General features: G+C 61.7%; 20 protein-coding genes. 8 read left to right on the top strand and 12 right to left on the bottom strand.

What is annotated here, in order from left to right; genetic code table 11:
- Nucleotides 1-2 precede the first annotated feature (2 nt).
- From G9X68_RS15720 to melA, 3 genes are all read right to left on the bottom strand, one after another.
- Nucleotides 3-962: a BadF/BadG/BcrA/BcrD ATPase family protein gene (locus tag G9X68_RS15720; RefSeq protein WP_171603174.1), complete on the bottom strand. Its 960-nt coding sequence runs from the start codon at nt 960-962 to the stop codon at nt 3-5.
- Entirely contained in the window at nt 959-1753 is a 795-nt protein-coding gene (locus G9X68_RS15725; RefSeq protein WP_171603175.1) for a DeoR/GlpR family DNA-binding transcription regulator, read from the bottom strand. The genes G9X68_RS15720 and G9X68_RS15725 overlap by 4 nt, the downstream gene beginning before the upstream one ends.
- A gap of 190 nt (nt 1754-1943) precedes the next feature.
- The gene (melA, locus tag G9X68_RS15730; protein ID WP_171603176.1) at nt 1944-3260 is read right to left on the bottom strand and encodes an alpha-glucosidase/alpha-galactosidase; all 1317 of its coding nucleotides are present in this window, start codon (nt 3258-3260) and stop codon (nt 1944-1946) included.
- Between the two features lie 99 nt (nt 3261-3359).
- Here melA and G9X68_RS15735 point away from each other — a divergent pair, with 99 nt between their 5' ends.
- The gene (locus G9X68_RS15735; RefSeq protein WP_171603177.1) at nt 3360-4226 is read left to right on the top strand and encodes a helix-turn-helix domain-containing protein; all 867 of its coding nucleotides are present in this window, start codon (nt 3360-3362) and stop codon (nt 4224-4226) included.
- A gap of 42 nt (nt 4227-4268) precedes the next feature.
- On the opposite strand, the gene G9X68_RS15740 is transcribed toward G9X68_RS15735, so the two are convergent.
- From G9X68_RS15740 to G9X68_RS15770, 7 genes are all read right to left on the bottom strand, one after another.
- Nucleotides 4269-5969, bottom strand: a complete 1701-nt coding sequence (locus G9X68_RS15740; RefSeq protein ID WP_171603178.1) for a glycoside hydrolase family 32 protein — start codon at nt 5967-5969, stop codon at nt 4269-4271.
- 2 nt (nt 5970-5971) lie between these two features.
- Nucleotides 5972-6865: a carbohydrate ABC transporter permease gene (locus G9X68_RS15745; protein ID WP_171603179.1), complete on the bottom strand. Its 894-nt coding sequence runs from the start codon at nt 6863-6865 to the stop codon at nt 5972-5974.
- A complete protein-coding gene (locus G9X68_RS15750) occupies nt 6858-7790 on the bottom strand; it encodes a carbohydrate ABC transporter permease (protein WP_171603180.1) in 933 nt (310 codons plus the stop codon). The genes G9X68_RS15745 and G9X68_RS15750 overlap by 8 nt, the downstream gene beginning before the upstream one ends.
- Before the next feature lie 69 nt (nt 7791-7859).
- Nucleotides 7860-9152: an ABC transporter substrate-binding protein gene (locus tag G9X68_RS15755; protein WP_171603888.1), complete on the bottom strand. Its 1293-nt coding sequence runs from the start codon at nt 9150-9152 to the stop codon at nt 7860-7862.
- Between the two features lie 45 nt (nt 9153-9197).
- Nucleotides 9198-10208 (bottom strand): LacI family DNA-binding transcriptional regulator, encoded by a 1011-nt coding sequence (locus tag G9X68_RS15760; protein WP_171603181.1) that lies wholly within the window; start codon nt 10206-10208, stop codon nt 9198-9200.
- 272 nt (nt 10209-10480) lie between these two features.
- On the bottom strand, nt 10481-11440 hold the full coding sequence (locus G9X68_RS15765; RefSeq protein ID WP_171603889.1) for an HD-GYP domain-containing protein: 960 nt from the start codon (nt 11438-11440) through the stop codon (nt 10481-10483).
- 84 nt (nt 11441-11524) lie between these two features.
- The gene (locus G9X68_RS15770; RefSeq protein ID WP_171603182.1) at nt 11525-13339 is read right to left on the bottom strand and encodes a putative bifunctional diguanylate cyclase/phosphodiesterase; all 1815 of its coding nucleotides are present in this window, start codon (nt 13337-13339) and stop codon (nt 11525-11527) included.
- Nucleotides 13340-13719: 380 nt separating this feature from the next.
- Between G9X68_RS15770 and G9X68_RS15775 the strand changes: the two genes are divergently transcribed.
- The 7 genes from G9X68_RS15775 (at nt 13720) to G9X68_RS15805 (ending at nt 20633) form a co-directional block, all read left to right on the top strand.
- Nucleotides 13720-14043 carry an antibiotic biosynthesis monooxygenase family protein gene (locus tag G9X68_RS15775; RefSeq protein WP_171603183.1) on the top strand — a complete coding sequence of 108 codons (324 nt, stop codon included), beginning with the start codon at nt 13720-13722 and terminating at the stop codon, nt 14041-14043.
- A gap of 124 nt (nt 14044-14167) precedes the next feature.
- Entirely contained in the window at nt 14168-15178 is a 1011-nt protein-coding gene (locus tag G9X68_RS15780) for a LacI family DNA-binding transcriptional regulator (RefSeq protein WP_171603184.1), read from the top strand.
- A 42-nt stretch (nt 15179-15220) separates the two neighbouring features.
- On the top strand, nt 15221-16495 hold the full coding sequence (locus tag G9X68_RS15785; RefSeq protein WP_171603185.1) for an ABC transporter substrate-binding protein: 1275 nt from the start codon (nt 15221-15223) through the stop codon (nt 16493-16495).
- Between the two features lie 72 nt (nt 16496-16567).
- Entirely contained in the window at nt 16568-17419 is an 852-nt protein-coding gene (locus tag G9X68_RS15790; RefSeq protein ID WP_171603186.1) for a carbohydrate ABC transporter permease, read from the top strand.
- Nucleotides 17416-18273 carry a carbohydrate ABC transporter permease gene (locus G9X68_RS15795; protein WP_171603187.1) on the top strand — a complete coding sequence of 286 codons (858 nt, stop codon included), beginning with the start codon at nt 17416-17418 and terminating at the stop codon, nt 18271-18273. The genes G9X68_RS15790 and G9X68_RS15795 overlap by 4 nt, the downstream gene beginning before the upstream one ends.
- Nucleotides 18274-18286: 13 nt before the next feature.
- Entirely contained in the window at nt 18287-19345 is a 1059-nt protein-coding gene (locus G9X68_RS15800; protein WP_171603188.1) for an ABC transporter ATP-binding protein, read from the top strand.
- 19 nt (nt 19346-19364) lie between these two features.
- Entirely contained in the window at nt 19365-20633 is a 1269-nt protein-coding gene (locus G9X68_RS15805; RefSeq protein WP_171603189.1) for an MGH1-like glycoside hydrolase domain-containing protein, read from the top strand.
- Nucleotides 20634-20646: 13 nt separating this feature from the next.
- Here the strand turns inward: G9X68_RS15805 and G9X68_RS15810 are convergent, their stop codons facing one another.
- Complete coding sequence (locus tag G9X68_RS15810; protein ID WP_171603190.1) at nt 20647-23274, bottom strand: AAA family ATPase; 2628 nt, start codon at nt 23272-23274, stop codon at nt 20647-20649.
- Nucleotides 23271-24395: a metallophosphoesterase family protein gene (locus G9X68_RS15815; RefSeq protein ID WP_171603191.1), complete on the bottom strand. Its 1125-nt coding sequence runs from the start codon at nt 24393-24395 to the stop codon at nt 23271-23273. The genes G9X68_RS15810 and G9X68_RS15815 overlap by 4 nt, the downstream gene beginning before the upstream one ends.
- Nucleotides 24396-24686 lie beyond the last annotated feature (291 nt).

The following is a 24686-nucleotide window of genomic DNA, read 5'->3' on the forward strand; positions in this document are numbered from 1 at the left end:
ATTCACTGGGGTGCGCGGTCACCACCTTCGGCCGTGGCCGCGATTTGCCCGAACCAGCCGTCGTCCAACGGCCAGTCGAGAAGTTGGGCGGCAGCCAGGAGCGCGCCGCCAATGGGGGGAAGTTTCGGCAAAGCCGGAGGCCTGCCAATTCGCCGTTCAAGCGCCTCCAAAAGAAGCCGGCTCGAAAAAGTACCGCCGGCATAGGTCCAGTCGGCATCCGGATCACAGTGGCCGGCAATTGCCTTATGATGCTTCGCGAGTTCATCGGCGGCCTGCTCGATCAACCCGACCGCCCCTTTATCGCCGCCAAGTGCGACCTGATCGACAAGGATCGAAATTGCTGCAATGTCCGCCCGTTCATTCGCCAGGGAGCTGGCCCAATCGCCGAGCCCATTCATGGGATTGTTCAAGTCGATGCGAAGGTGGTCAAACAGCGCCTTTGCGAGAGCCGTTGCCGGAGCACGCCCGTCCAAGCTTTGGCTGACGAGATTGAGCGCCCTCTGCCCGATCCAATGGCTGCTGCCCTCGTCACCGATGAGATCTCCCCATCCGCCGGTGCGCGCCGACTGGCCTTTGGAATTACGCGCCCATGCCATTGAACCCGTGCCGGAAAGAATAAGGATACCCGGCTCGCCCGCAAAAGCACCGAGGTGCGCCGCGTCGACGTCGTTGAGGACGCGACGGTGGACGTTCGGGAACAGGCGCTCGATCGCATCGCGCTGTAGAGCCGACAGGCGCTCAACCTCGCCGTAGGCGGGCAGCGCTGCGGCGACGGCCGCCAGATTTCCTTCATCGCGAAAGGGAAGGAGATACTGCTCCAGCTCCTGGAGCCAATTCGGATTGTCCATGGGATTGACGCCATGGCCGCGGGAACGCCGCAATATCCGCCCACGCTTGTCCGCGAGGGCAACCAGCACCTTGCTTCCGCCACCGTCGATGCCGAGGATCAGCGCGTCGCTCACTCTTTCGCCCTCACATCCGCGATCGTTGCGTCGACGCCGAAGTTGACGAGCTCCTCGCGCCAATGCCGCGAAAGCCCGGAATCGGTAATGACTTTCGCAGTGTCCAGCGGCGCGACCTTGTAGGTCGCCATGGTTCCGAATTTCGAGGAATCGGCCAGGACGAAACGGTTGGCCGACCGAGCCAGCATGCGCCGGTTGAGGCTCGCTTCCGCACTGTCCACGCTGTAGATCGCACCGTCGGAGCTGATGGCGCTGGCGCCAAGAAAGAGCTGGTCGAACCATAATGTTTCCAGCATTGTCTCCGCCTGAGGTCCGACAAGCGACGCATTCTCGCTGCGCAGCTGACCGCCGAGAAGCACCACTTCCAAATTCGGAATGTTCAGGAATTCCTGCGCTACCGTCAGGCCGTTGGTGAATATCCTGAGCGGCATGGGGTTGATGCGAACGAGGCGCGCAAGCTGCAGGACGGTGGTTCCCGCGTCGAGAAAGATTGCCGTACGCGGATGAAGCAGGTCGTAGGCCGCGGTGGCAATCGCCCGTTTGGCCGATAAATGGCGCTTTTCGCGCTCCTGAAAGGCAACCTCAACGGACGATCCTTCGGCAATGCGCGCTCCACCATGCACGCGATCAATGGCGCCCTCCTGCTCAAGGATCTGCAGGTCTCTACGAACCGTGGCAAGCGATGCTCCGATCGCATCGGCTAGCGCCTGGATGGTCGAAAAGCCGTTCGCGTAAAGGTGGCTGCGAATGGCATCCAGCCGATCGACCTTCACTCCGACTGCCTGGCTCAACGAAAACCTCCCTCGCGATCGATCTCAATTTCGGTCACATTTTCATTTCAAATGATCAGTGTCAATCAATTTTCTGACGTTTTTTGATTTATTGGAGTGAAGGCTGGAATGAAAAAGACGCGCCGTGAATTCACGGCGCGCCTAAACGAACGAACTGCCATGCGCTTGTGGCTAGTTTATCCGCGGGATCTCACTGATATCTCGGCAACAAATCGCCGTGCGCGTCGATCAGGTCGTCGACAAGGTCCCAGATTTGGTCTGGAGACAATTCCGCAGACGTATGCGGATCGAGCAGAGCGGCCTGGTAGATGCGCTCGCGGTTTCTTGTAAGAGCCGCCTCGACCGTCAACTGCTGAACGGAAACGCTCAAGTTCATGACGGCGGAAAGCTGAGAGGGGATCCGACCGACCCGGACCGGCTGAATTCCGTTTCTGTCGACATGGCAAGGCACTTCCACGATGCATTCATCGGGCAGATTCTCGATCAGGCTGTTGTTTGGAACATTGCCGTATATCAGCGCCGGGTTGCCAGTGACCGCGGCATGAATGATGCCGGCCGCGTATTCGTTGCTGCGGCAAACCTCGATCGGCTTGTCGCCTTCCAGTTCCTTGCGCAGGGCATGCCACTCTTCGATCTGCACCTCGCAGCGCCGGATGTATTCGTCCAGCGGAATATTGAGCTGATCGATCAGATCCCCTCGTCCCTCCTTGATGTACCAGGAGGTATATTCGGAGAAATGCTCGCTGGATTCGGTAACGAAGTGGCCGAGCCGTTTGAGAACATCGAACCGCACCCGATCGTCCGGCGGAATGCGGCCATCGGCGGCGAGAGCCTTCAGTCTCGGGTAAAGGTCTTCCCGCCGCCCGTCGCCATGAACTTTCTCATATTTCAGGAAGAAGGCGATGTGATTGATCCCAGCCGAAACGTAGTTCACGTCGGCAATATCCTCGCCGAGGCATTGCGCGAGATGCCCGGCTGTGTGCTGCACACTGTGACACAAGCCGACGGTGCGGATTTCCGGGGCCAGATCCTTGATCGCCCAGCAGTTGATGGCCATCGGGTTGACGTACTGCATCAGAAGAGCCTGCGGGCAAACCTCCTGCATGTCTCGGCAGATCGCCTCAAGGACTGGTATCGTCCGCAAACCGCGGAAAATGCCGCCGATGCCAAGGGTGTCGGCGATCGTCTGACGCAAGCCATATTTTTTTGGAATGTCGAAGTCCGTGACGGTCGCCGGTTTGTAGCCACCGACCTGCATCATGAGGATGACGAAATCAGACCCGCGCAGCGCTTCTCGCCGGTCGAGCGTGGCGTCGATCCTGACGTTTGAAAGCTTAAGCGACTCGCAGATCCGGCGAGCGACGATCTCTGACGTCTTCAGTCGCTCTGGATCGATATCGAAGAGGCTGATGACGTAATCGCCGCCTCTCTGCGAGGACAGGACATCTCCCAGAATGTTCTGTGCAAAAACGGTGCTACCAGCGCCTACCAGGCAAATCTTCGGCATTGCAATCTCCCTATCGGTTGTGATTGCTTATTGCTCCTTCTGGATCAGAATTTCTTCCTGACATCGGCCTATTAAATCCGGAATTCGAGTCTCAGACACATGAAACATCCCCAAAGCCGTGGCGAATGGATTGGATCCCGAGGGGAGTTCCTGATCGAGCGTCACATCGCTGATGCGATGGCCGCACCGCATTGGCACGACCACGTTGAAATAAACCTGCTCATGGCAGGCCAGATGACCTACCTTTTTAATGGAAGGCAGGAACAGGTGGAGGCCGGCCGCCTGGTTTTATTCTGGGCGGCAATTCCGCATCAGACGATCGCTGTTAGCGAAAACGCCCCGCTGGTATGCGTCTACCTTCCCCTTATCGATTTCCTAGGTCTGCCGGTGGACAGGAAAGCAAGGCAGTCGATCATGCAGGGGAGATTTCTGGCGCAGGCAAATCAGGAAACGATGGATGCGTCGACCCTCCCACGGTGGGAAAAGGAATGGCAGTGCGGCAGTGCGGCAAGACGGAAATTGGTCGTGGAGGAAGCACGACTGCGAATAAGACGTCTGATCTTGGACAATGCTGAAAGCGACAATTCGCCAACCCATGTCTCTCCGACATCGTTGGCCGGCCAGGCAGTGCGACACGTCGAGCTGCTGATCGACCTCATCAATTCCCGCTACGCAGATCCGGTAAGCGTACCTCATCTCGCAAAACTCGCGGGCATGCATCCAAGCACCGCCAACAGCGCTTTCCGAAAGGTTCTGGGAATATCAGTCAACGAATACCTGACCCGACATCGGATTGCCCGGGCGATGCAGCTTCTGACAGATACGGACGATCCGGTCCTCCAGATCGGCTTTGACTGCGGGTTTGGTTCCAGCAGTCGCTTCTACGAGATTTTCAAGGAGCGAACGGGGACGACCCCCCGTCATTTCCGGGAAGCGGTGAACTCCAAGAACACTCCAGCGCCTTGACGGGATATGACCAACGACCTGTTATTCCATGTCTGTCCTCCCTCACAGTTTCAATTGCCAGACGCAGGCCTCGGCGACGCCGCCGGTGAGCGCTGCCGAACGTGCGGCGGCAAAGCCCGGAATGCGTTTGGACCCCGTCCAGCGGCCGTTGTCAGCGAAGACCTCGATGGAGCCGGCATCGAGGAAGACGCGCAGGCTCGACGGTTTCGCGCCGGTGGCGACGTAACGTGGCGGCGTCACACCGGTGCGAGCGTCGAAGACAATCGCCAGACCATCGGCATCGAGTTTCACGCCTAGATCGACATCCGGATGATCGAAGGTGAGATCAAAGGCGGCACCCGGCTCGGTGAGATCAAGGACGATCTCGACGGCGCCGGTGCCGAGCGGCACGGTCTTGCCGGCGGCAAGCGCGGTGTCATCCAGCAACTGATGGCGCAGGCTTTCGACGGCTACGACCGGCGGGGTCAGCACGGTGTCGCCGTCGAGAAGCACGCGGCGCGGCAGGGTCATGGTCGTCGGGAAATCGTCCTTCTTGGAAAAGTCCGTCCAGTTGGCGAGCCAGGCAATGCCGACCGGCTCGTCGCCATCAACGAAGGCCTGGAAGGCATAGGCATCCGAACCGAAATCCAACTCCTGCACGAACTCCGCAGTGAAGGTGCGGCCATCGAAACCGCCGACGGTGACGGAGGTGAGGTTGCGGCGGCCAGTGGCCGGGTCGCGGCTGGTGAGCAGACCGAAGATCAGCGCCCAGCGGGTTTCTGCGTTTTTTCCGGAAAGCGGCACCATGCAGGGGCATTCCGCCGCCGTCATGCCGAAACCGTCCTCGCGATGGATGATGCCGAGGAAGGTCCATCCATCGGCGCCTTGCGCGTCTGCGGTTTCATAGAGCAGTACGACGCCGCCCTGCCTGTCGCGGCTGCCGAGCAGCATCTTCCAGCGGCCGTCCGGGCCTTTGAAGACATAGGGGTCACGGAAATCGGTGGTGAGGTTCAAGCCTTCCGGGCGCAGCGGCATCACGGTTTCCGACGGGCCGGCGACGATGCCGTCGCGGCTGACGGCGGAAAGCTGGATTTGCTCTTCCGGTTGCCGATCACGCACATGCTCGGTGTAGAAGACGCGGATTTCCTCGCCTTCCGGGCCGGTGCCGGGGATCGCCGAGCCGGAAAAGGCGCCGCCGCGCCCATCGTCCTTTTCCGACAGATGCGCCGCCGGGAAGAGGAACATGGGCAGATGTGTCCAGTGGACGAAATCCTTCGAGACGGCATGGCCCCAGTGCATAGTGTTCCAGCGCGGCTCATGAGGATAATGCTGGTAGAAGAGGTGAGCATTTCCGCCAAACCGTCCAAAACCGTTCGGATCGTTCATCCAGCCGAAGGGCGGGCGGAAGTGGTAGCTGTCGGGCACGTCGGGGGCGGCGGTGCGGGCATCGCTGTGCAGGACGCGGATGCCCTCCTTCATCACGGTGTCCGGCCGGAAGGCGTAAGCGACGGAGAGCGCTGTGGTTGTCGCATCATAGGACAGCGTGGCACGACCGCCCTTCGCCAGCGTCACAGCGAAGAACTCAAATTCCCCGGTGCGGCGGGTCGAGGGCTCGCCGATGTCGTTGCCATCAACGGCGACGAAGAGCTTCGCCTCGCCGCCGGCATGGCGCGCCTTCAGCCAAAGATGCAGCACCGTGCCTTCGGGCAGTTCCGCTTCAATGGTTTCAGGTGCTGACGTTTCGGACTTTGCCTGCAGAGACATGATCAACCTTTCACGGCGGAGCCGACGAATGAACTGACGAACCAGCGCTGGAAAGCCAGATAGAGAATGAGGACGGGGATCATCATCAGCACCGAGGCGGCCATGGCGCGGTCCCAGTAGATGCTGTCCTGTCCGAAGAAGGTGGCGATGGCGACGGCAATCGGCCGAGCATAGTCGGTCTGGGTGACCAGCGTCGGCCAGAGATACTGGTTCCAGCTTTCAATGCCCATGAGGATCGAGACCGTGGCGAGCGCCGGCAGGCTGAGCGGCATGTAGATCGACCGGTAGATGCGGAAGACCGATGCGCCATCCATTTCCGCCGCTTCATAGAGTTCCTTCGGCAGCTGCGCGAAGAACTGGTAGAAGAGGAAGACATAGAGCGGGCTTGCCACCCAGGGCAGGATCTGCACCGCGAAGGTATCCGTCAGCCCCGCCCGCGACATCATGACGACGAGCGGCATGATGATGCTTTCCTGCGGGATGACATAGAGCGCGACGACCAGCGCCAAGAGCGCCGCCTTGCCGCGCAGCGAGCCCCAGGCCAGAACGAAGCCCGCCATGGAATTGACGACCAGACCCGAGACGACCGTGGCGACAAGGATCACCAGCGAATTGAAGAGATATCGGCCATAGGCCAGCTCGCCGGAAAAATGGGCGATCTCTTGGTAGTTCGACAGCGTCGGGTCGCTGACCCAGAAGGCGCGGAAGCTGCCCATGTCGGCGAGGATGCGGAAGCGGTCGTCCTTCAGGCTGGCGATCAACAGCATGAACAGCGGCGAGATCATCACCAGCGCGATGACCAGGATGCAGAGGCTCTGCACGATGCGCAGGCTTCTCTTGCCGTTGCCCCTTGCGATTGCCAGCGGGGCGGGCCGGCTCAAAGCGATATCAGACATCGAAGCGCCTCAGGAGTTTGCGTTGCAGGAGCGCGATCAGAAGAACGATGACGAAGAGGATGACGGAAACGGCCGATGCGTAGCCGAGTTTCTGCTCCTCGAAGCCGGCGCGCACCATGTAGTGGACAACGGTTTCGGTGCTTTCCTTCGGGCCGCCCTGGGTGAGGATCGCCACCTGCGTATAGAGCTTGAAGGCCTGGATGGTCGTGATAACCAGCACGAAGACATGGGTCGGGCGAAGGCCGGGCATGGTGACGTGCCAGAAGCGGCGCAGTGCGCTCGCCCCGTCGATGCGGGCGGCATCGTATAGTTCTTCGGGAATGCCCTGCAGGCCGGCGAGATAGATGATCATCTGAAAGCCATAGGCCTGCCAGGCTGAAAGCAACACGATGGAGAACATCGCCCAGTTGGGGTCGCCGAGCCAGTCGATCGGCTGGATCGTGCCGCCAGAAAGGAAACCGACGATCTGGTTGAGCGGGCCGCTTGGATACTGGAACAGCGTGCCCCAGATGACGCAGACCACCACCATGGAGGTGATCGCCGGCAGGAAGAACAGGCCGCGCAGCAGGTTTTGCATGGGCAGCTTCTGATGCAGGAGTAGCGCGGTCAGGAAGGCGAGGCCGCACTGCACCGGCAGCACCAAGATGGTGAAGCGCGCAACGTTCCACAGCGAGGTCCAGAACAGCGGATCGGTGAAGACGCGCTCGAAATTCAGGAGGCCGACGAAGCGCACCGGCGTCGGGCGCGGCACGAGCGGCTGGTTGGTCATCGCCGTCCAGAAGGACAAGAGGAATGGCGTGATCAGGAAGATCGTCAGAAGCAGAACGGCAGGCGCGATCATCGCTATTTCCTGCCACAGCCGCTGCTTGTCGCGGCGTTTCGCCGGACGCCGCAAAGCGCGTGTGGAGGTCTGTTGCAAAGTCATTGTTTCCTCCTCATCGGTCATCCTCCGAGATAGTCCGGGGCCGGCGGAGAACCGGCCCCGTCAAAACCCTTACTGCTGCTCGTCGAAGGGCGGGTAGCCGGCGTTGTCCTCGATATCCTCGTCGATCTTCTTGGCAGCGGCCGTCAGCGCTTCCTGCGCGTCACCACCGTTGAAGATCTTGTCGACGGCCTGCATGAAGGCCGAGGTGATCGTCGGATAGGCTGGGTGCGGCGGACGAGCGACCGCGGTCTTGGAAGCCTGCTCAAAGGCGATGGCGAGCGGGCCACCTTGCGCATAGAGCGGGGATTCGGCGGCGAAACTCTTCAGGCCCGGATAGGCGGACTGGGTCTTGGCGTACTCCCGGTACTCCTTGTCCTTAAGCAGGAAGCTCAGGAACTTGCCGGCGATCTCAGGGTTTTCCGAGGTCGCGGAAATGCCCCAGATCCAGGTGCCGTTCGGGCTCACGCCCTTGTCGCCGATCTTCGGCAGCGGCATGACGACGATATTATCCTTCATCGCTGCCGACGCCTCCGCGTAGAACCAGTGGCCGCCCATGGCGAGCGCGGCCGGCTGTCCCTCGGCGTAGAACTGGTTGGTGCCCGACGACGTCGGTACGATCCAGCCCTTCTTTACCCAGTCCTGCATCATCGTCAGCGCCTTGACGCAGGCCTCGCCATCGAGCGTGCCGCTGGCCTTCCAAGTCTTCCGGTCGATCAGATCGCAGCCGGCGCTTTCGAGCAGGGGGCCGTAGGCATAGGTGATCCACTCGGTCTTGATGCCGTAACCCCGGAAAGTGTCGATCGGCCACTTCACGCCTTCGAGCTTGGAAAGCTTTTCGAGATAGCCTTCGAATTCCTCGCGGGTCCAGGCATCGTCGACCGATTTCGGAATGCGGGCGCCGATGGCTTCAAGATATTTCTTGTTGCCGTAGAGCACGACCGAGGAGTCGGTGAGGCCGATCGCATAGAGATCCTTGTCGATCGGATAGGTGCCCTGGGCGATATTCGAATCCGTCATGTCATCGAGCAGGTCCTTGTCAATGAGCGGCTTGACGGGCTTGAGATAGCCGGACCAAACATAATTGGCGAGGAAGGGAGCATCGAGTTCCATGATATCGGGCAGCTGCTTGGCCATGACGGCGGCGCTGAACTTCTCGTTATAGGCATCGTGCGGCGCGTAGATCATCTCGATGTCGACATCGGGATTGGCGGCCTCAAAGCGGGTGGCAACGTCGCCATAGGCCTTCACCCAGCCGGGATCGCCCTGGTGCATAACGTGGATGACGGTCTTCGCCTCGGCAAGACCGGCGGTCGCAGCCAGCGCTGCGGACGCTAGGAGTGCGGAAGGTAAACGATTACCCATTGAAATCTTCATTAGTATTCTCCTCCTGTTGGACTCTATCGATGTTCAGACGGATGCCCGTTCGACCAGATGGAACGGCAGTTTCCGCAGATGCGGCGGTTCGGGCTGCTCGGCCAGGAGGATCTCCATGGCAAGGCGGCCCAGGGCGCGGTGCGGCAGGGCCATCGTTGTCAATGGCGGGTCCAGCCGCGAGGCAAGCTCGACCTGGTTGTCGAAGCTTGCCACCGCGATATCATCCGGAATGCGAAGGCCGGCGCGGGCAAGCGCCGCATAGACTTCCATCGCCACGCGATCGTTGCCGCACAGGATGGCGTCCGGCCGTTGACCGGATTTCAGAAGCGCCTCCACATGAGAGGCAACAAGGCTTGGCGCGCGGTCGCTGTAGACGCTGCGGCGCACCGCCGGCAACACGCCGACGGGCTCGATGCCCCCCTCCTCGAGCGCCGCACGAAACCCCGTCTCGCGCAGCGTGCCGGCGAGAATGCCCGGCAGGTTGATGAAGGCGATGCGGCGGCGGCCGGCGACGAGGAGATAACGCACGATCTCCCGCGCACCGCCCTCTTCGTCCGGCACCAGCGCGGTGACGCGGCCGGCAGCCTCGCGGCAGTTGATCATGACGCCGACGGCGCCCGCCAACTTGTCCGACAGGGCGACATCCTTGTGGTACATGGCGGCATAAGCAACGGCGCGCGGCCGGAACTGCTGTACCTCGTCGAGCACCGAGCCGATAGACTGGCCGCTGCTGTGGTTGACCGCAAAGACCGCCATGCCGGCGGCGCGGGCCGCCCCGTCGAGGCCACGCACGATCTCGGTGGCGAAGGGCGAAGTGATGAGGCCGTCGGAGACGACGCCGACCAGCGGCAGCCAGCCCTGACGCACGCCACGCGCCGCAAGGTTGGTCACATAGCCGAGTTCTTCCGCAATGGCTTTGACCTTCTGGCGCGTATCGTCCGACATGCGGGCGGAGCCGCCGTGCAGTGCGCCGGAAACCGTCTTTACCGAGACGCCCGCACGTTCCGCGATGTCAGAAAGAGATGCTGCCACGATCTTCGCCATCCCCTTGGGTGATCGATTACCCAATAGTGGCAGCGGACGCGTTTTGTCAAGCGGCTTTACGCGCACGGCTCGGCGTTTCCGAACACCTATCTGTCAATAGGCGCACAAAACTGCCCCCTGTCGGCGCGCAATCTTTACCCCTGTAGACGATCAGCGCTTGGCCTGCCCGGCGCTGGCCGGGGGTTGCCTCTGCTGCCGAAATGACCGCCGATCCGGAGCGGACTTGCAATTGACGTTGGCCGGTACGACGCGCCGTCCGGTAAATGATGGCTCTAGTGGAGCGTGCCGCTGATCACCATTTTTGACACGAATGCGGAAAGAAGCTGGCTATCGAAATGGCCGGGCGAATTCATCATCATGTTGATCGCCTCCGCTTGCGAGAAGGCGCGCTTATACGGCCTGATTGTGGTCAGCGCTTCATAAACGTCACAAATCGCCGCAAGCCGGGCGACGTAAGGGATCTTCTTTCCGGCGAGCCGACCAGGATAGCCGGAGCCATCGAACTTTTCGTGGTGGTAGCGACAAATGTCGAGCACCGGCTTCGGGATATGCGCGACATGAGAAACCAGCTCATATCCCCGCTCAGGATGCCCGCGGACAAGATCCATTTCCTCGGCAGTCAGCTTACCGGGTTTCGTCAAAATTTCGTCCGGGAGTGCCATTTTTCCCAGATCGTGAACCAGTCCGCCCAGCCCCAAGACCCGCACATCCTCTTCTCCATGACCGAGGCTGCGCCCTAGGGTGATCATCAACGCGCTAACCGCCAGCGAGTGGAGGAACGTCAGCTCATCTTTTTCCTTCAGCTTTGCGACTGCGATCAGCGCTCCGGCGTTGTCGAAGGCTGCCGACATGATCCGCTCCACAGCTGCGCTTGCCGCATCACTGGCAAAAGAGGCTTTGATCCTGGCGTGGGCAAGCATTTGACGGATCTGCGGTCTCGTATCCTCGACGCATTCCCTCGCCTGCTTGATATCATTTGCCGAAAACACGGCACGAAGCTGGGCGTCAAACGCAGCCCGGTCGATGTCCTGTGCCCCGCCCGGATCGACATCCGCGCCTTTTCCGACGTCGATAACGACTGTCATCAGGCGGTTTGCCATCAAACTCTCGACCTGACCGGCGGCCGAGATCAGGAACGGCTTGAACCGGCGTGTCCTGTCTTCCCCCTCGATTTCGACGTCCTCGACATACATTCCGACCCGCAATTGGCTGACATGTATCCGTTTTCGCATCTCTGATCCGTTCAAAATAATCTTGGTACTCAAGCGTTGTCTGAGGTATCCGGGGCTGGCCCGAGCGCGAAAACCTCGCTCAGGCTATAGGGCTCCGGCACGGGTCTTGTCTTGGCTGAGCCGTTGTCCATGCTGCTCTAAAATGGCCGCGGCAACCGTTCGATCGACTGCTTTCGAGAACAGATAGCCCTGTCCGAGCTTGCAGCCGAGCTGGCTCAATTGAGCAGCTTGGGGTTCTGTTTCAATCCCTTCTGCGACGACCCGAATTCCCAGCTTGTGAGCTATTCCGATCAGGCCCTCAACGATGAAGGTCCCAGCGTCGCCCGGCACCATGCGGTCGATGAAGGACTTGTCGATCTTGATGATGTCGACCGGCACCGTCAGCAGGTGGGTCAAAGACGCGTAACCCGTGCCGAAATCGTCGAGGGCAACCCGCAAGCCCTTGGACCGAAGAGCCTTTATCTCGTCCGCCACGACATAGTCCCGTTGTCCGAGATAAACCGATTCCGTCACTTCGAGGATGATGTGCTTGAGAGGAACCTCCGCTTCCCCGAAAATTCGGCACAGCCTGTCTTGCAGGTTACCGCCACGAAAATCTGCGGCGGACAGGTTGATGCCGACATGCTGGAGAGGAAGGCCCCGGGCGAGCCAACTGCGGATGTCTGTCGCAACCCTCAGCAACATCCGTTGGGTTAGCTCAGCAGCAATATGCGCGTCTTTCGTCGCCTCATGGAAATGCGCTGCAGCTATGATTTCGCCGGAAGGCGTGGTCATTCGACACAAGGCTTCGAAACCTACGATTTCCCGCGTATCCAGGCGCAAGATCGGTTGGTAATGCGCATCGATCCGATTGTCTTCCAGGGCGACGCCCACGTCCCGAACCGCCCTGAAGCGTCTGGTGAGGGCGGTGCCCAGGCCGGGATAGTGTTGCACGTACCGGCCGCGGTTGTGTTCCTTCGCATGATAGAGCGCCACATCGGCGTTCTGGCGGGTCTGGTCGGGGTTTGTTTCCGTCTCCGCCAACGCGCCGCCAATCGTCGCGGCGGGAAAGACGACATGACCGTCGCACGTTGCAGGAGAGGACAGTGCTTCGAGGATGTCGGTTGCCCTCGCACTCAGATCAAGCTCTTTGTCGTCCGATACAATGACAGCAAACTCATCTCCACCAAGCCTGAACGTGTCTTTGGCGCCTGCTGTCGCGGAGATCCGGTCTGCAACCACTTGAATCAATGCGTCGCCGGCTGCGTGCCCGAACGTGTCATTCACGAGTTTCAAGTTGTCGATGTCCACCAGCAAGATGCCCCAGGCGCGCCGGGATCGAGCCAGCTCTTCGGCGAGAAGCTGGTTGAAACGAGCGCGATTCGACAGTCCCGTCATAGCGTCGCTGTATGTCAGCCGCTGACGTTCCATCACCCGTTCTTCGCGATCGATAGCGATTGTGCAGAGATGGACACAAGCCTCGACGAGGTCCCGTTCGACGGCCTTCGGACCGCTCCGGTCTCGATAGTAGAAGGCGAAGGTGCCGATCACCCGCTCGCCGCTCTTGATCGGGCTCGACCAGCAAGCCCGTAACCCTAACGGAAGGATCAGGGACTTGAAGTCCTGCCAACGAGGATCGGTCTCGATATCGGTTACAACGACCGCTTCTCCGAAATAGGCAGCAGCGCCACAGGAGCCCGCAAGAGGACCGGCTTCAAGATTGTCGACAGCCGCTGAATAGTCAGGCGGAAGGGAGGGGCCAGCAAGCGTGTGAAGACGGCTCCCGTCGAACGTCAGCACCGAAGCGATGATCCCGGGAACGGCGGCCTCAACCTTGAGGCAAAGTTGCTCGATCGTTGCTGCCAGCGGTTCCCCTTTGGCAATCATTTCCAGAATGGCATTCTGCAACTCAAGGATCATAACGTCACTTCCCGGAAGGAGACCCTCCGTACCAAACCGACTTTCAAATCAGGTTACGCCGTTGATTAGATTTTGATCGAATAGACGCACTCGCGAGCCATCAACGGCCGAGCCCCCAAGCGGGTGGAAGGTCCAGACCCGAGGCCGGGTCGATCGGCTCACGCAGACCTTGAATAATCGATTGTGGGACTCATCTCCTTTTGCTCGTGGAGCAGACGTTCCAGGCTGTGAACGGGTAATGCCCGGATTGGGTGCATGCCCTGCGCATAATCGCTTCTGATCGGCGCGGCTTGGTGCCCTGTTCCACGATGCCCATGCCGTTTGAGGCAGACGTCCTCGGCCGTCGGCTTGCTTCATTCAAATGTCACGGAGAGCAGAACATGACGAAAGTTCCAACTATCGCCCGTATCTGGCGCGGTCGCACGAAGCCGGAATTTGCTGATGAATACGAAGTTTACAATCGCGCTGAGGGAGTTCCGCCACTGCTAAAGACGGCACTCGGCGTCCAATTGCTGCGCGAAGATCGAAAGGATGAAACCTGGTTCACGACGATCTCCTACTGGGCCGACATGCAATCGATGACAGCGTTTACGAAAGGTGATCCGGAGCAGGTTCATCATCTGGCGCGAGATGCAGAACTGCTGTGCGAACTTCCGGAGCGTATCCAGATACACAAGATAGTGGTCCCGCCAAACCTGCGTTGAGTGTCCCGAGCTGTCTCCTACAGCTCCCGCGCTTTTACCCCGGCCAGAGATAATCGTTCCAAAACGTTTTGGCTTGACTCCCAAAACGTTTTGGAGAATCTTTTCTCACTTCGGGAGGAAGGTCTTGGCCAATCTCAAACAACTCGCGCAATCGCTGGGACTGTCGATCACCACGGTGTCGCGTGCGCTCGACGGTTATGCCGATGTGTCGACCACCACGCGCGAGCGGGTTCGCGAGGCTGCCGACAAGGTCGGCTATCGGCCGAATGCTTCGGCCCGCCGCCTCCGCAAGCAGCGCGCCGAGCTCGTTGCCGTCACGCTGCCGAGCGATCCTGGTCATATCGGCCCTCCGCATTTCCTCGATATGTTGTCGGGTTGCGCCGAACATCTCGCTGCTGCCGGCCTCAATCTGGTGATTGCGCCGGTGCCGCGCGGCGAGAGCGAACTCGACATCTGCCGCCGCTTCGTCGATGGCCGCCGCGTCGATGCCATGCTTCTCGTTCGCACCAAGCGGAAGGACGAGCGCGTCGAATTCCTGCAGTCGCGGGGCATCCCCTTCGTGACCAACGGCCGCACAGAAAGCCTGCTGCCTCACCCCTCCATCGATGGCGACGGCTTTGCCGGGTTCCGTGCCGCGACGCTGCGCTTCCATGCCGCCGGCCACCGCCGCATCGGCCATATCGCCGGCCCCCAGGAATATTACTTCGCACATGACCGCTGCCGCGGCTGGCGGGCGGCAATGGAGGAATGCGGCCTGGCCACCGATCTCTGCGCCGAAGGTGCGCCGTTGGAACAGGGCGGTTATCTGGCAGCACTCGAACTTCTGCGCCAGCCGTCACGTCCGACGGCACTCGTCTGCGCCACCGACGAAATGGCGATCGGAGCGCTCCGGGCACTGCGCGAGGTCGATGGCGGCAACCAGATCAGCATTGTCGGCCATGACGACCTGCCGATGGGCGCCTTCACCAGCCCGCCGCTCTCGACCATGCGCATGACCGGCGAACACCTCGGCGCGAGCTTCGCCTCGCTGCTGCTGCGCGCCATTGCCGGCGAACCCGCCGAAGAACTCCAGGAGCTTCACGCGATCGAATTCGTTGATCGCGACAGCCACCGCCGTCCGCTTCGAGCGGCATAGACAGCAGTGCATCTCAAACAAAGAACAATGAAGGAGGAGAAGATGAAACATATCATGTCATTTGGGATTCTGGCTTCCACCGTGCTGGCCTTCGCCTCGCCGGTGCTCGCCCAGACGGTTTTCGTGTCCACCCAGCTTCGTCCGATCGAGGAGGCGACGGTCGTGCGCGAGGAACTCCTGAAGGACGTCGGCTCGGTCGATTACGTGGTCGAGGAGCCGCCGCAGTTTGCCGTCCGCATGGAAGCCGAACGCCAAGCCGGCAAGCATACCGTCAGCCTCGTCGGAGCGCTGCATGGCGAGCTTTCGCCGCTTGCCGACAAGGACACGCTCGAACCGCTCGACGATCTCGCCAAGAAGCTGGCAGCGAGCGGCATGCCGCAGTCGCTGCTCGACCTCGGTAAGCTCGGCAAGTCGACCCAGCAATATATCCCGTGGATGCAGGCGACCTATGTGATGGCTGCCAAGAAGGAAGCCCTGCAATACCTGCCTGACGGCGCCGACGTGAACGCGCTGAACTACGATCAACTGATCGAGTGGGGCAAGAACATGCAGGAGGCGACGGGCCAGCCGCAGATCGGTTTCCCGGCCGGCCCGAAGGGGCTGATGGCGCGTTACTTCCAGGGCTATTTCTATCCGTCGTTTACGGGAGGTGTCGTGCGCACCTTCCAGAGTGCGGATGCGGCCGCCGGCTGGGAGAAGCTGAAGGCGCTATGGGCCTATGTGACACCGAACTCGACCAGCTACGACTTCATGCAGGAGCCGCTGGCCGCCGGCGAAGTCATGGTCGCCTGGGATCATATCGCCCGCCTGAAGAATGCCATTTCCGCAGCACCGGATGATTATGTGGTCTTCCCGGCTCCCGCGGGTCCCAAGGGTCGCGGCTACATGCCGGTCGTTGCCGGTCTCGCCATTCCGAAGGGGGCGCCCGACAAGGCCGGCGCCGAAAAGGTCATCGAGCACCTTTCCATGCCGGAGACGCAACTCCTGACCGCCTCTAAGGTCGGCTTCTTCCCGACCCTCAATGTCAAGCTGCCGCCGGATCTCGACGCCGGCGTCGCCCTTCTCGCCGGTGCGGTCACCGCCACCCAGGCTTCCAAGGACGCCGTCATCTCGCTGCTCCCGGTCGGCCTTGGCGACAAGGGCGGCGAGTTCAACAAGGTCTACATGGACAGTTTTCAGCGCATCGTGCTGCAGAACGAGCCCATTGCGGACGTGCTGAAGGCCCAGGGCGCCACGATGGCCAAGCTGATGACCGACACGAAAGCTGCCTGCTGGGCGCCCGATGCTAAGAGCGACGGCCCCTGCCCGGTCGAATAAATCCGCTTAGCAAGCGTCCGGGCGAAATACCCGGGCGCTCCTTTACCACTCTGCTCGTCAAGGCGGGAGCCGATGACCAATAGCCGACCCTGGATCCCCTATCTGCTGATCCTGCCATCCGTCGCCTTCCTGGCGCTGTTGTTCGTCGTGCCGCTGGTGCAGACGATCTGGCTGGCGGTTTCGGACAATGGCGCGCCATCGCTCGCAAATGCTGAGCGCATGATAACCGATATCAATTTCACCCGCTCGGTGAAGAACACCTTCCTGCTGACGATCGCGGTCGTGCCGGTGCAGATCGCCATTGCGCTTGCCATGGGCACGATGGTCGCCAAGGTCGGCCGCGGGCGCGAGACGATCCTGTGGATATGGACTATCCCGCTCGGCATTTCCGATCTCGCCGCCGGTCTCGTCTGGCTGTCGATCCTGCAGAATACCGGCTATCTGAATTCGCTGCTCTTCGGCCTCGGCATCATCGGCAGGCAGGCAAGCTGGCTCTCCTACCAGACGCCGGTCGCGCTCTTCATCGCGATTGCGGTTGCGGAAGTCTGGCGCGGCACGGCGATCGTCATGGTCATCATCGTCGCCGGTCTCAACCAGGTGCCGAAGGAATTTAAGGAAGCCGCCGAAATCTTCGGTGCTGGTCCGTGGACGCGCTTCTGGCGCATCACCCTGCCGCTGATCCGCCCGGCCCTGCAATCGGCGCTGATCCTGCGCACCGTGCTCGCCTTCGAGGTCTTCGCGGTGGTCTATGCGCTCGGCGGGCGCAATTTTCCGGTCCTCGTCGGCGAGGCCTACAACTGGCAGAACCAGAACCAGAACTACAGCGTCGCTGCTGCCTACGCGGTGCTGATCATGATCATCTCGCTTGCCGCCACGCTCATCTATCTGAAGGCCCTGAAAGTCGATCCGGAGCGCCTGCCATGACCACGGACACCATCAGCACGGCCGCAGACACACCCAAAGCCGCCGGCTTCGTCTCTTCACGCCGATGGCTGCTCTGGAGCGGCATTGCCGCACTCTGTGCCTGGGTGCTGGTGCCGATCTATCTGGTGGCACTCGGCGCACTCGGTGGTCGCCAGGGCGTCTACGTCTGGCCGAAAACCGGCCTTCCCACCGGCATTTCACTGGAGCCCTTTTTTCTCTTCCTGAAGACCGAAGGCGTCCTCCAGTCCTTTCTCAATTCGCTGGGGGCAGCCGGCATCACGGTGGCGCTTTCGATCCTGCTCGGCGCGCCGGCCGGTTATGCGCTCGCCCGCTACGATTTCCGCGGCAAGGACAGCTACCGCCTCCTGGTGCTGCTGACCCGCGCTTTCCCGCTGGCGATCCTGGCGCTGCCGCTGACGGTCTCCTTCATCCGGCTCGGCCTCTACGACACGATCCTCGGCGTCGGCCTCATCCATACGGTTCTGGCGCTGCCGTTTGCCGCACTGGTCACACAAGGGATTTTCCTCGGCGTTCCGAAGGAATTGGAGGAAGCCGCCTGGGTGTTCGGCTGCACCCGCATCCAGGCCTTCTTCAAGGTGGTGGCACCCTTGGCGCTTCCCGGCATCGTCGCAACCGCGGTCTTTGCCTTCGTCATCTCATGGAACGAGGTCTTTGCCGCCTCGGTGCTGACGGTGCGCAACCGCACGCTGACCGCCTACCTGCTGACCGTGCTTTCGGAAAGCCCGATGCACTACCGCTTTGCCGGGGGCCTGATGCTCATCCTTCCCTCGGTTGTCTTCATCTTCGCGGTCAGGCGCTACCTCTTCGCGATCTGGGGCATTTCCTCCAAATAACGGGACCAGAGATATGGCCAATATTGTCATCGACCGCATCCGCAAGAGCTTCGGAGCCTTCCAGGCGCTGAACGAGGTCTCGCTGACGATCAATGACGGCGAATTCGTCTCGCTGCTCGGTCCATCCGGCTGCGGCAAGACCACGCTGCTGCGCATCATCGCCGGCCTCGAGACGGCAACATCGGGAGATATTCGCATCGGCGACAGGTCGGTAATCGGCCTGCCGCCTAAGGATCGCGGCCTTGCAATGGTGTTCCAGAACTACGCCGTCTTTCCGCATATGACTGTTTACGAGAACGTCGCCTTTGGGCTGCGGATGCAGAAGGCCGACGACCCACGCGTGAAGGCGCAGGTCGAAAAGGCCGCCGGCCTGTTGCATATCGAACAATATCTCGACCGCTACCCGAACAAGCTTTCCGGCGGCCAGCGCCAGCGCGTGGCGGTCGCTCGCGCCCTTGCCGTCGAACCGAAGGTTCTCCTCATGGACGAGCCCCTTTCGAACCTCGACGCATTGCTTCGCTTGGAAATGCGCACCGAACTCAAGACCGTGCTGCAATCGGCAGGCACCACGACGATCTATGTCACCCACGACCAGACGGAAGCGATGGGCCTTTCCGACCGCATCGCCGTCATGCATGGCGGCGTGGTCGAGCAGGTCGGCCATCCGGTCGAGATCTACAATCACCCGGCGACACGTTTCGTCGGCGGCTTCATCGGCAATCCGCCGATGAACTTCATCCAACTGCCGGTTTCGAACGGTCAGGTGGCGGCCGGTACAGAACGGCTTGTGGCGCCGCAGGAATCCGGCAATCAAATCATCCTCGGCCTGCGCGGCGAGGCCGTCGAACTCGCGCCATTGCCGCAGGGTCTCGAAATGCGGGTGCGGGTTGCCGAGCCGATGGGCTCGCACCTGCTTTTGACCGGTTCGATCCACGACCAGCCCGTCCGCGTCATCCTGCCGGCCTCGGAGACCGTGAAGAGCGGCGAGACGATCGGTTTGAAGCTTGACCAGAAGCGCATCACCTGGCTTTCGCCCGAAAGCGGCAAATCCTTTCCGGCCGTCCTGGCCTAAGAATACCGGAGCATTCAGAATGAACACGCATATCGACCAGGCGAAGCGCATCCTCGCCGCCAACGATCGCGGCGGCTATACCGTGCCGACCGACCGGCTCTACCCCTTCCAGTGGAACTGGGATTCCGCCTTCGTCGCCATGGGCTTTGCGCTCTACGATATCGATCGCGCCTATCGGGAGCTGGAGCGGCTGGTCGAGGGCCAGTGGGCGGACGGGATGATCCCGCATATCGTCTTCCACGCGCCCAGCGATACCTATTTTCCGGGGCCGAACGTCTGGCGCACTGAGCATACGATTCCGACCTCCGGCATAACCCAGCCGCCGGTCTTCGCAATCGCACTGCGCAAGCTGCATGAAGCCGCCGGCAAGCTTGGCGAAGCGCGCACACTGCCCCTCTACGAGGCGGCGCTGAAATGGCACCGCTGGTGGTATTCCGCCCGCGATCCTGATGGCACCGGGCTCGTCGCGCTGCTGCATCCCTGGGAAAGCGGCAGCGACAATTCTCCCGCCTGGGACATCGCGCTCGCCCGCGTGCCCGTTACCACGGATACGCCTGTTATACGCAAGGATACCGGCCATGTGGATGCCGACATGCGCCCTCGCGACGAGGATTACCGCCGCTTCATCCATCTCGTCGATACCTATGCCGCTTGCGGCTGGGAGCCGGCGCGGCAATGGGAAAAGGCACCCTTCAAGGTCGCCGAGATCCAGACGACCGCAATCCTCCTCAAGGCGGGCGAAGATCTGGAACACCTCGCCCGCCTGTTTGGGCGCACGGAGGACGCGATCGAGATCGCGGCCTTCAACAACCGCACTCGCAAGGCGATGATGGCCCAGTGGCGACCGGAGCTTTCGCGCTTCGTCTCGCGAGACCTGATCTCTGGCAAAGATGTCGAAGCCGCAACGCAGGCGGGCTTCATCCCCCTCCTCTCGCTGGACCTCGACAAGCAGGTTGCCAATGCTCTGGTTTCGGAAATGAAGGCCTGGTCCAAGGATCTCAAGGTCGCCTTCCCGACGACCAAACCCGGCATCGCCGGCTGGGAGCCGAAGCGATACTGGCGCGGCCCCGCTTGGGCGATCATCAACTGGCTGCTGATCGACGGACTGAAGCGTAACGGCCATGCGGATGTCGCCGAAGAGCTGCGGAAAACCACCATCGCGGCGATTGAGACGGAAGGTTTCGCCGAATATTTCGACCCGGTCACCGGCGAAGGCTGCGGCGGCCTCGGCTTTTCCTGGACGGCTGCAGCCTATCTGTGGCTTGAGCGTGGCAGAGTGCTGGCCTGAGCATCGATCCTCATCAATCCGGCTGCCATGGCTGCATGGTGAGCACGTTGCCGCCAAGCTTGGCGAAGGCGCGCTGGCGGCAGGAGAAGACGAGGATCTGCTGGTCGCGTGATTGGCGGTGCAGCGCGTCGAACATCCGCTCGATCCTGTCGTCGTCGGAATAAACAAGCGCATCGTCGAGGATGACCGGCGCCGGCCGGCCGTCGCGGGCAAGCAGCCTTGCGAATGCGAGGCGGGTCAGCACCGAGAGCTGCTCGCGCATGCCGCCGCTCAGCCGGTCGACATCCTCGTCCAGGCCGTTGCGGCGCACGATCTGCGGCAGCAAGGTGTCGCCGTCGAAGGTAATCGAGATGTCGTCGAACAGCAGGCCGACCAGCGGGGCGAGTTCGTTCATGACGGGCTTGAGATAGAGGTCGCGCGCGGCTGCCCGCGTCGCCGTCAGCGCCTTGCGCAGGCGATCCAGGACGGCGACCTCGGTCTCGAAACGCTTCACCTGCTCCCGCGCCGCGTCAAGCAAACCGCGAGTTTCCAACCAGTTTTCTTCCACCGCACTGTCTGAGCGGGTGCGGATCTGACCGCCGAGGTCGGCAAGCTCCTCGCGTAACCTGGCAATTTCACGTGCTGCGGCGTCGGCGACCGAACGTGCCCTGGCAAGGGCGGCTTCCGCGCCGGCGAGGTCCCGCCCGGCTCTGCGCAAAGGCCCGGCCCGGAGCTCAACCGCATCGCATTGTTCTTTGGCGCTGGAAAGCCTTGCGGCAAGGTCCCGTTGCAATTCCGGTCGGCCGGCTTCAGGACCGATGATCGCCGCGATGGCCTCGAGGTCCTGGCCAAGTTTGGCGTGCTCCGTCTGCGCTCGCAATATTGCCTCGCCGGCCTCCATGCGCATCACCGACGCTTCCCGCGCCCGGTTTCGCGCCAGTTCGATACGCTGCGTCGCATCCGCGAGACGGGCGCGCACTTCTTCCGGGTCGGCGTCGAGTTCGACTGGACCCTGACTGAGTTCCGCAAAGCGTGCGGCATCGAAGTGAAGCTGGTCGATGCCATTCGGCGCCACGTCGGCGAACCGCTGGCGTGCCCGCACCAGTTCCTCTTGCTTGTTCCGGGCGGCAATATCGCGCTGTCGCGCCGCTCGCAAACTGTCGACACCGAGCCTGGCAAGCAATGTTTGGCGCGTCGCTTCCGCGGTTTCGAGCGCGCCGTCCTGTTCTGCCTGCCGGCTGGAATGGATGGTCAGGGTGCCGACGCCTGCTATGTCGAGCCTCGCCACCCCGGCAAAACTCCTATCTTCGCCGCCCGGCAAAGGCTGGCGGTCCATGCTCACCGATCCGGAGGCGTCCTTCAGATAGTCGATCCTGAGCCTGGGAAGACCGACTTCGGCTGCTGCACGCAAGCCAACGATCTTGAGATCCAACGCTTCGAGCCGTTCGATCGCATCGGCTGGAATGGCGAGCAATGCATGCGCGGCCTCCGCGTCCTCGATCTGCCGCCGCGCCGCTTCCGCCTGTTCGAGATGCAGACGAACCTCCGCCAGCCGCTCTGCGGCATGGCGCGAACGGAGTGCTGCCTCCAGCCGGGCCAGCAATTCGCGGTTAACCCGCTCTTCCTCTTCGGCCGCCTGAACCTCCGCTGTTGCGGCCTCGCTTTCGGCCAGCGATGCCGCGCGTCGCTCGGCTGCATTTGAAAGCTCTTTTTCCGTTACGGTGAAACGCCGCGCGAGTTCGTCACTGCGGTTCAATGCCGCGTGGAAGCGGTCGAATGCCTGCTGCGCCTCATCGCGGCGACTGGCGGCCAGGGCAGCTTCGGCATCGAGTGCCTTGAGCTCCCTATCGTGCAGTTTAGCGGCCTCGAGCACCGACTCGGCATTGGCAATCGCCGCCTTCCGGCCGGCCTCTTCGTCCGAATTTTCCAGTTCGCTGAGTCTCGCCTGCACTGAGCGGCGGCGGTCGAGCGCGCCGTGCAGCATCTCCACCTCCTTGGCCAGCCGCGCCTCTTCCTCCTGCAGCCGGTCACGATCGTCGAGTGCGGCGGCAAAACGGCCTCCGGCCTTTGGCCGGAGCGTCGCGGTGACCAGGCGATTGAGTTCTTCCTCGCAAGCTTCGAGCACCGCCGACATGCGCCGTCCGCCCGTCAGCGCCTCCACCTCGCCCTGCACCGAAGACAGCAGGCTTTCGCGCACCCGCTTGTCGTTTTCTTCCTCGCTCTTGCTGCGATTTTCGATGCCGGTGATGCCCTGGCGCACCCAGAGCAGACCTGCCGGGCCGGCAGTTCCGCCGGAAATGAGATCGCCGATGAAAGCCTCGGCCTCGTCGGCCTGGGCGACGAGGCGGCCGCTGGCGAGATCGGTGACGCTGGCGCGCCGTCCGCCATAGAACTGCTTGGTCAGGCGGTAGCGGCCGGCTTCGATCGTGATATCGGCCTCGACGATCGGATTGCCGCCGCTATAGGGGCGCAGCATCTGCACGCTCTTTGGCGTGCCGCCGTGCGGCTGGAAGAACAGCGCATGCAGCGCCTCGAAACAGGTCGATTTGCCGTGCTCGTTGGCGGCGCTCAGCACATTGACGCCGTCGGCGATTCCTTCGACGGATATGCCGCGGCCGGCGAAGCGTTTGACATTGTGAAGGCGAAGAGCGTTGAGTTTCATCGATCGATCGCCTCGCAATAGGAAAACAGGCGGATCAACGCCTCGCGCGCCACGCCCCTGTCATCGCCCGAGCGGGATTGGTCGAGGCTTTCGGCAAGCAGCAACTCCGCTGTATCGCGCAGCGCACCGGCTCGGTCGATGATCTCGAGATCATCGCTCTCACAATCGGTCCCCAGCAGTTCCGTATCGATCTCCAGATGCGCAAATTCCGGCGCGACCTGTTGCAGCAGGCTGGTCATTGCTGTGCGTCCGTTCAATCGGGCACGGCCGGACAGCGTGACGCGCAACAGGGTTTGTCGCCGCGCGAACGGTTCCGGCAGTGCGGCCTTCAGCGCTTCAACACCGTCTTCAGATGCCAGCAGCGGAAGCTGCAATGTCTGCCAAGAAAAGCTGGCGGTCACTACTGCCGTGGTCGTCGGCATCGCTCCCTGCCCGGCAATGGAAACGACCATCGCCTGTCCCGGCCGGTCATGTTTGAAACGGTCCGGCTCGGGAGCGCCGCTGTAATATGTTCTGGCGTCGACCGCGACCGATCCGTGCCAATCGCCGAGCGCCATATAGTCGAGGCCGGCCAGCGCCGCGCGGTTCGGCGCAATCACGTTGGTGGCCGTGGCATCCTCCGAAAATTCCTGGATCGGGCCATGGGCGAGGCCGATGCGGATCGAGCCGTCCGGTGTCCCGGCACCGGTCATCCATTCGGTCAGGTCGCGGCCCGGCCGCCTGGTCGTGCAAGGCGCCGGCAGCAGGTTGATATCAGGTCCAAGCGAAAGAGGCGCCGCTTCCGTCGCCAGGATGACATTGTCGGGCAGCACGCCACGCGCAGCACTCCAGAGCTGGTCTGCCAGCAGCGAATCGTGGTTGCCCGGAAGCAGAACCCAGCGCAGCGGCGTATTCCGGGCCATTTCGCCAAGCGCCTGGCGAAGCACGGCAGGCGTTGGCGTCTCGGTATCGAACGTGTCGCCCGCAAGCAGGATGACACCAGCCCCATGCTCTCGTGCCGCACCGGCAAGCCTGGCGATCACGCCATGCCGCGCCTCGCGCAGGCGCCCTCTCAAATCCTCCGGAAGATTGCCAAAACGCTTGCCAATATGAAGGTCCGAACTGTGCAGGAAGGAAAACATTAACCAGCCATGTTTGCGATGCGCCGCGAGCTTTCGAGCATGGTCTACAGCGCCGCGCGTCATTCAGATGCGCGGCAGTAGGCCTCGTCCGCAGCCTCGTGATTCCGCTGTTCCGGGACAGACCATGCCTCCCGGCAACAGGCGAGGCAAGCCTATCCTGGCCGAACAAGCCGTTATCCAATACTTGTCTAATTTTGAGTGATGTTTGACACCGTATCCACACCCGTTCACGGATGAGGACCGCTGCTGATACCGCCCCAGAACCTCCGGGCGGAATGCCGCCTGATCCTA

This window comes from Rhizobium changzhiense, assembly GCF_013087625.1.
Lineage (GTDB): Bacteria > Pseudomonadota > Alphaproteobacteria > Rhizobiales > Rhizobiaceae > Rhizobium > Rhizobium sophorae.

Coding starts and splice junctions, on each gene's coding strand:
- melA (WP_171603176.1), bottom strand. CDS start 3,260: ATGCCGAAGATTTGCCTGGTAGGCGCTGGTAGCACCGTTTTTGCACAG.
- G9X68_RS15735 (WP_171603177.1), top strand. CDS start 3,360: ATGAAACATCCCCAAAGCCGTGGCGAATGGATTGGATCCCGAGGGGAG.
- G9X68_RS15740 (WP_171603178.1), bottom strand. CDS start 5,969: ATGTCTCTGCAGGCAAAGTCCGAAACGTCAGCACCTGAAACCATTGAA.
- G9X68_RS15745 (WP_171603179.1), bottom strand. CDS start 6,865: ATGTCTGATATCGCTTTGAGCCGGCCCGCCCCGCTGGCAATCGCAAGG.
- G9X68_RS15750 (WP_171603180.1), bottom strand. CDS start 7,790: ATGACTTTGCAACAGACCTCCACACGCGCTTTGCGGCGTCCGGCGAAA.
- G9X68_RS15755 (WP_171603888.1), bottom strand. CDS start 9,152: ATGGGTAATCGTTTACCTTCCGCACTCCTAGCGTCCGCAGCGCTGGCT.
- G9X68_RS15760 (WP_171603181.1), bottom strand. CDS start 10,208: ATGGCGAAGATCGTGGCAGCATCTCTTTCTGACATCGCGGAACGTGCG.
- G9X68_RS15765 (WP_171603889.1), bottom strand. CDS start 11,440: ATGCGAAAACGGATACATGTCAGCCAATTGCGGGTCGGAATGTATGTC.
- G9X68_RS15770 (WP_171603182.1), bottom strand. CDS start 13,339: ATGATCCTTGAGTTGCAGAATGCCATTCTGGAAATGATTGCCAAAGGG.
- G9X68_RS15775 (WP_171603183.1), top strand. CDS start 13,720: ATGACGAAAGTTCCAACTATCGCCCGTATCTGGCGCGGTCGCACGAAG.
- G9X68_RS15785 (WP_171603185.1), top strand. CDS start 15,221: ATGAAACATATCATGTCATTTGGGATTCTGGCTTCCACCGTGCTGGCC.
- G9X68_RS15790 (WP_171603186.1), top strand. CDS start 16,568: ATGACCAATAGCCGACCCTGGATCCCCTATCTGCTGATCCTGCCATCC.
- G9X68_RS15795 (WP_171603187.1), top strand. CDS start 17,416: ATGACCACGGACACCATCAGCACGGCCGCAGACACACCCAAAGCCGCC.
- G9X68_RS15800 (WP_171603188.1), top strand. CDS start 18,287: ATGGCCAATATTGTCATCGACCGCATCCGCAAGAGCTTCGGAGCCTTC.
- G9X68_RS15805 (WP_171603189.1), top strand. CDS start 19,365: ATGAACACGCATATCGACCAGGCGAAGCGCATCCTCGCCGCCAACGAT.
- G9X68_RS15810 (WP_171603190.1), bottom strand. CDS start 23,274: ATGAAACTCAACGCTCTTCGCCTTCACAATGTCAAACGCTTCGCCGGC.
- G9X68_RS15815 (WP_171603191.1), bottom strand. CDS start 24,395: ATGTTTTCCTTCCTGCACAGTTCGGACCTTCATATTGGCAAGCGTTTT.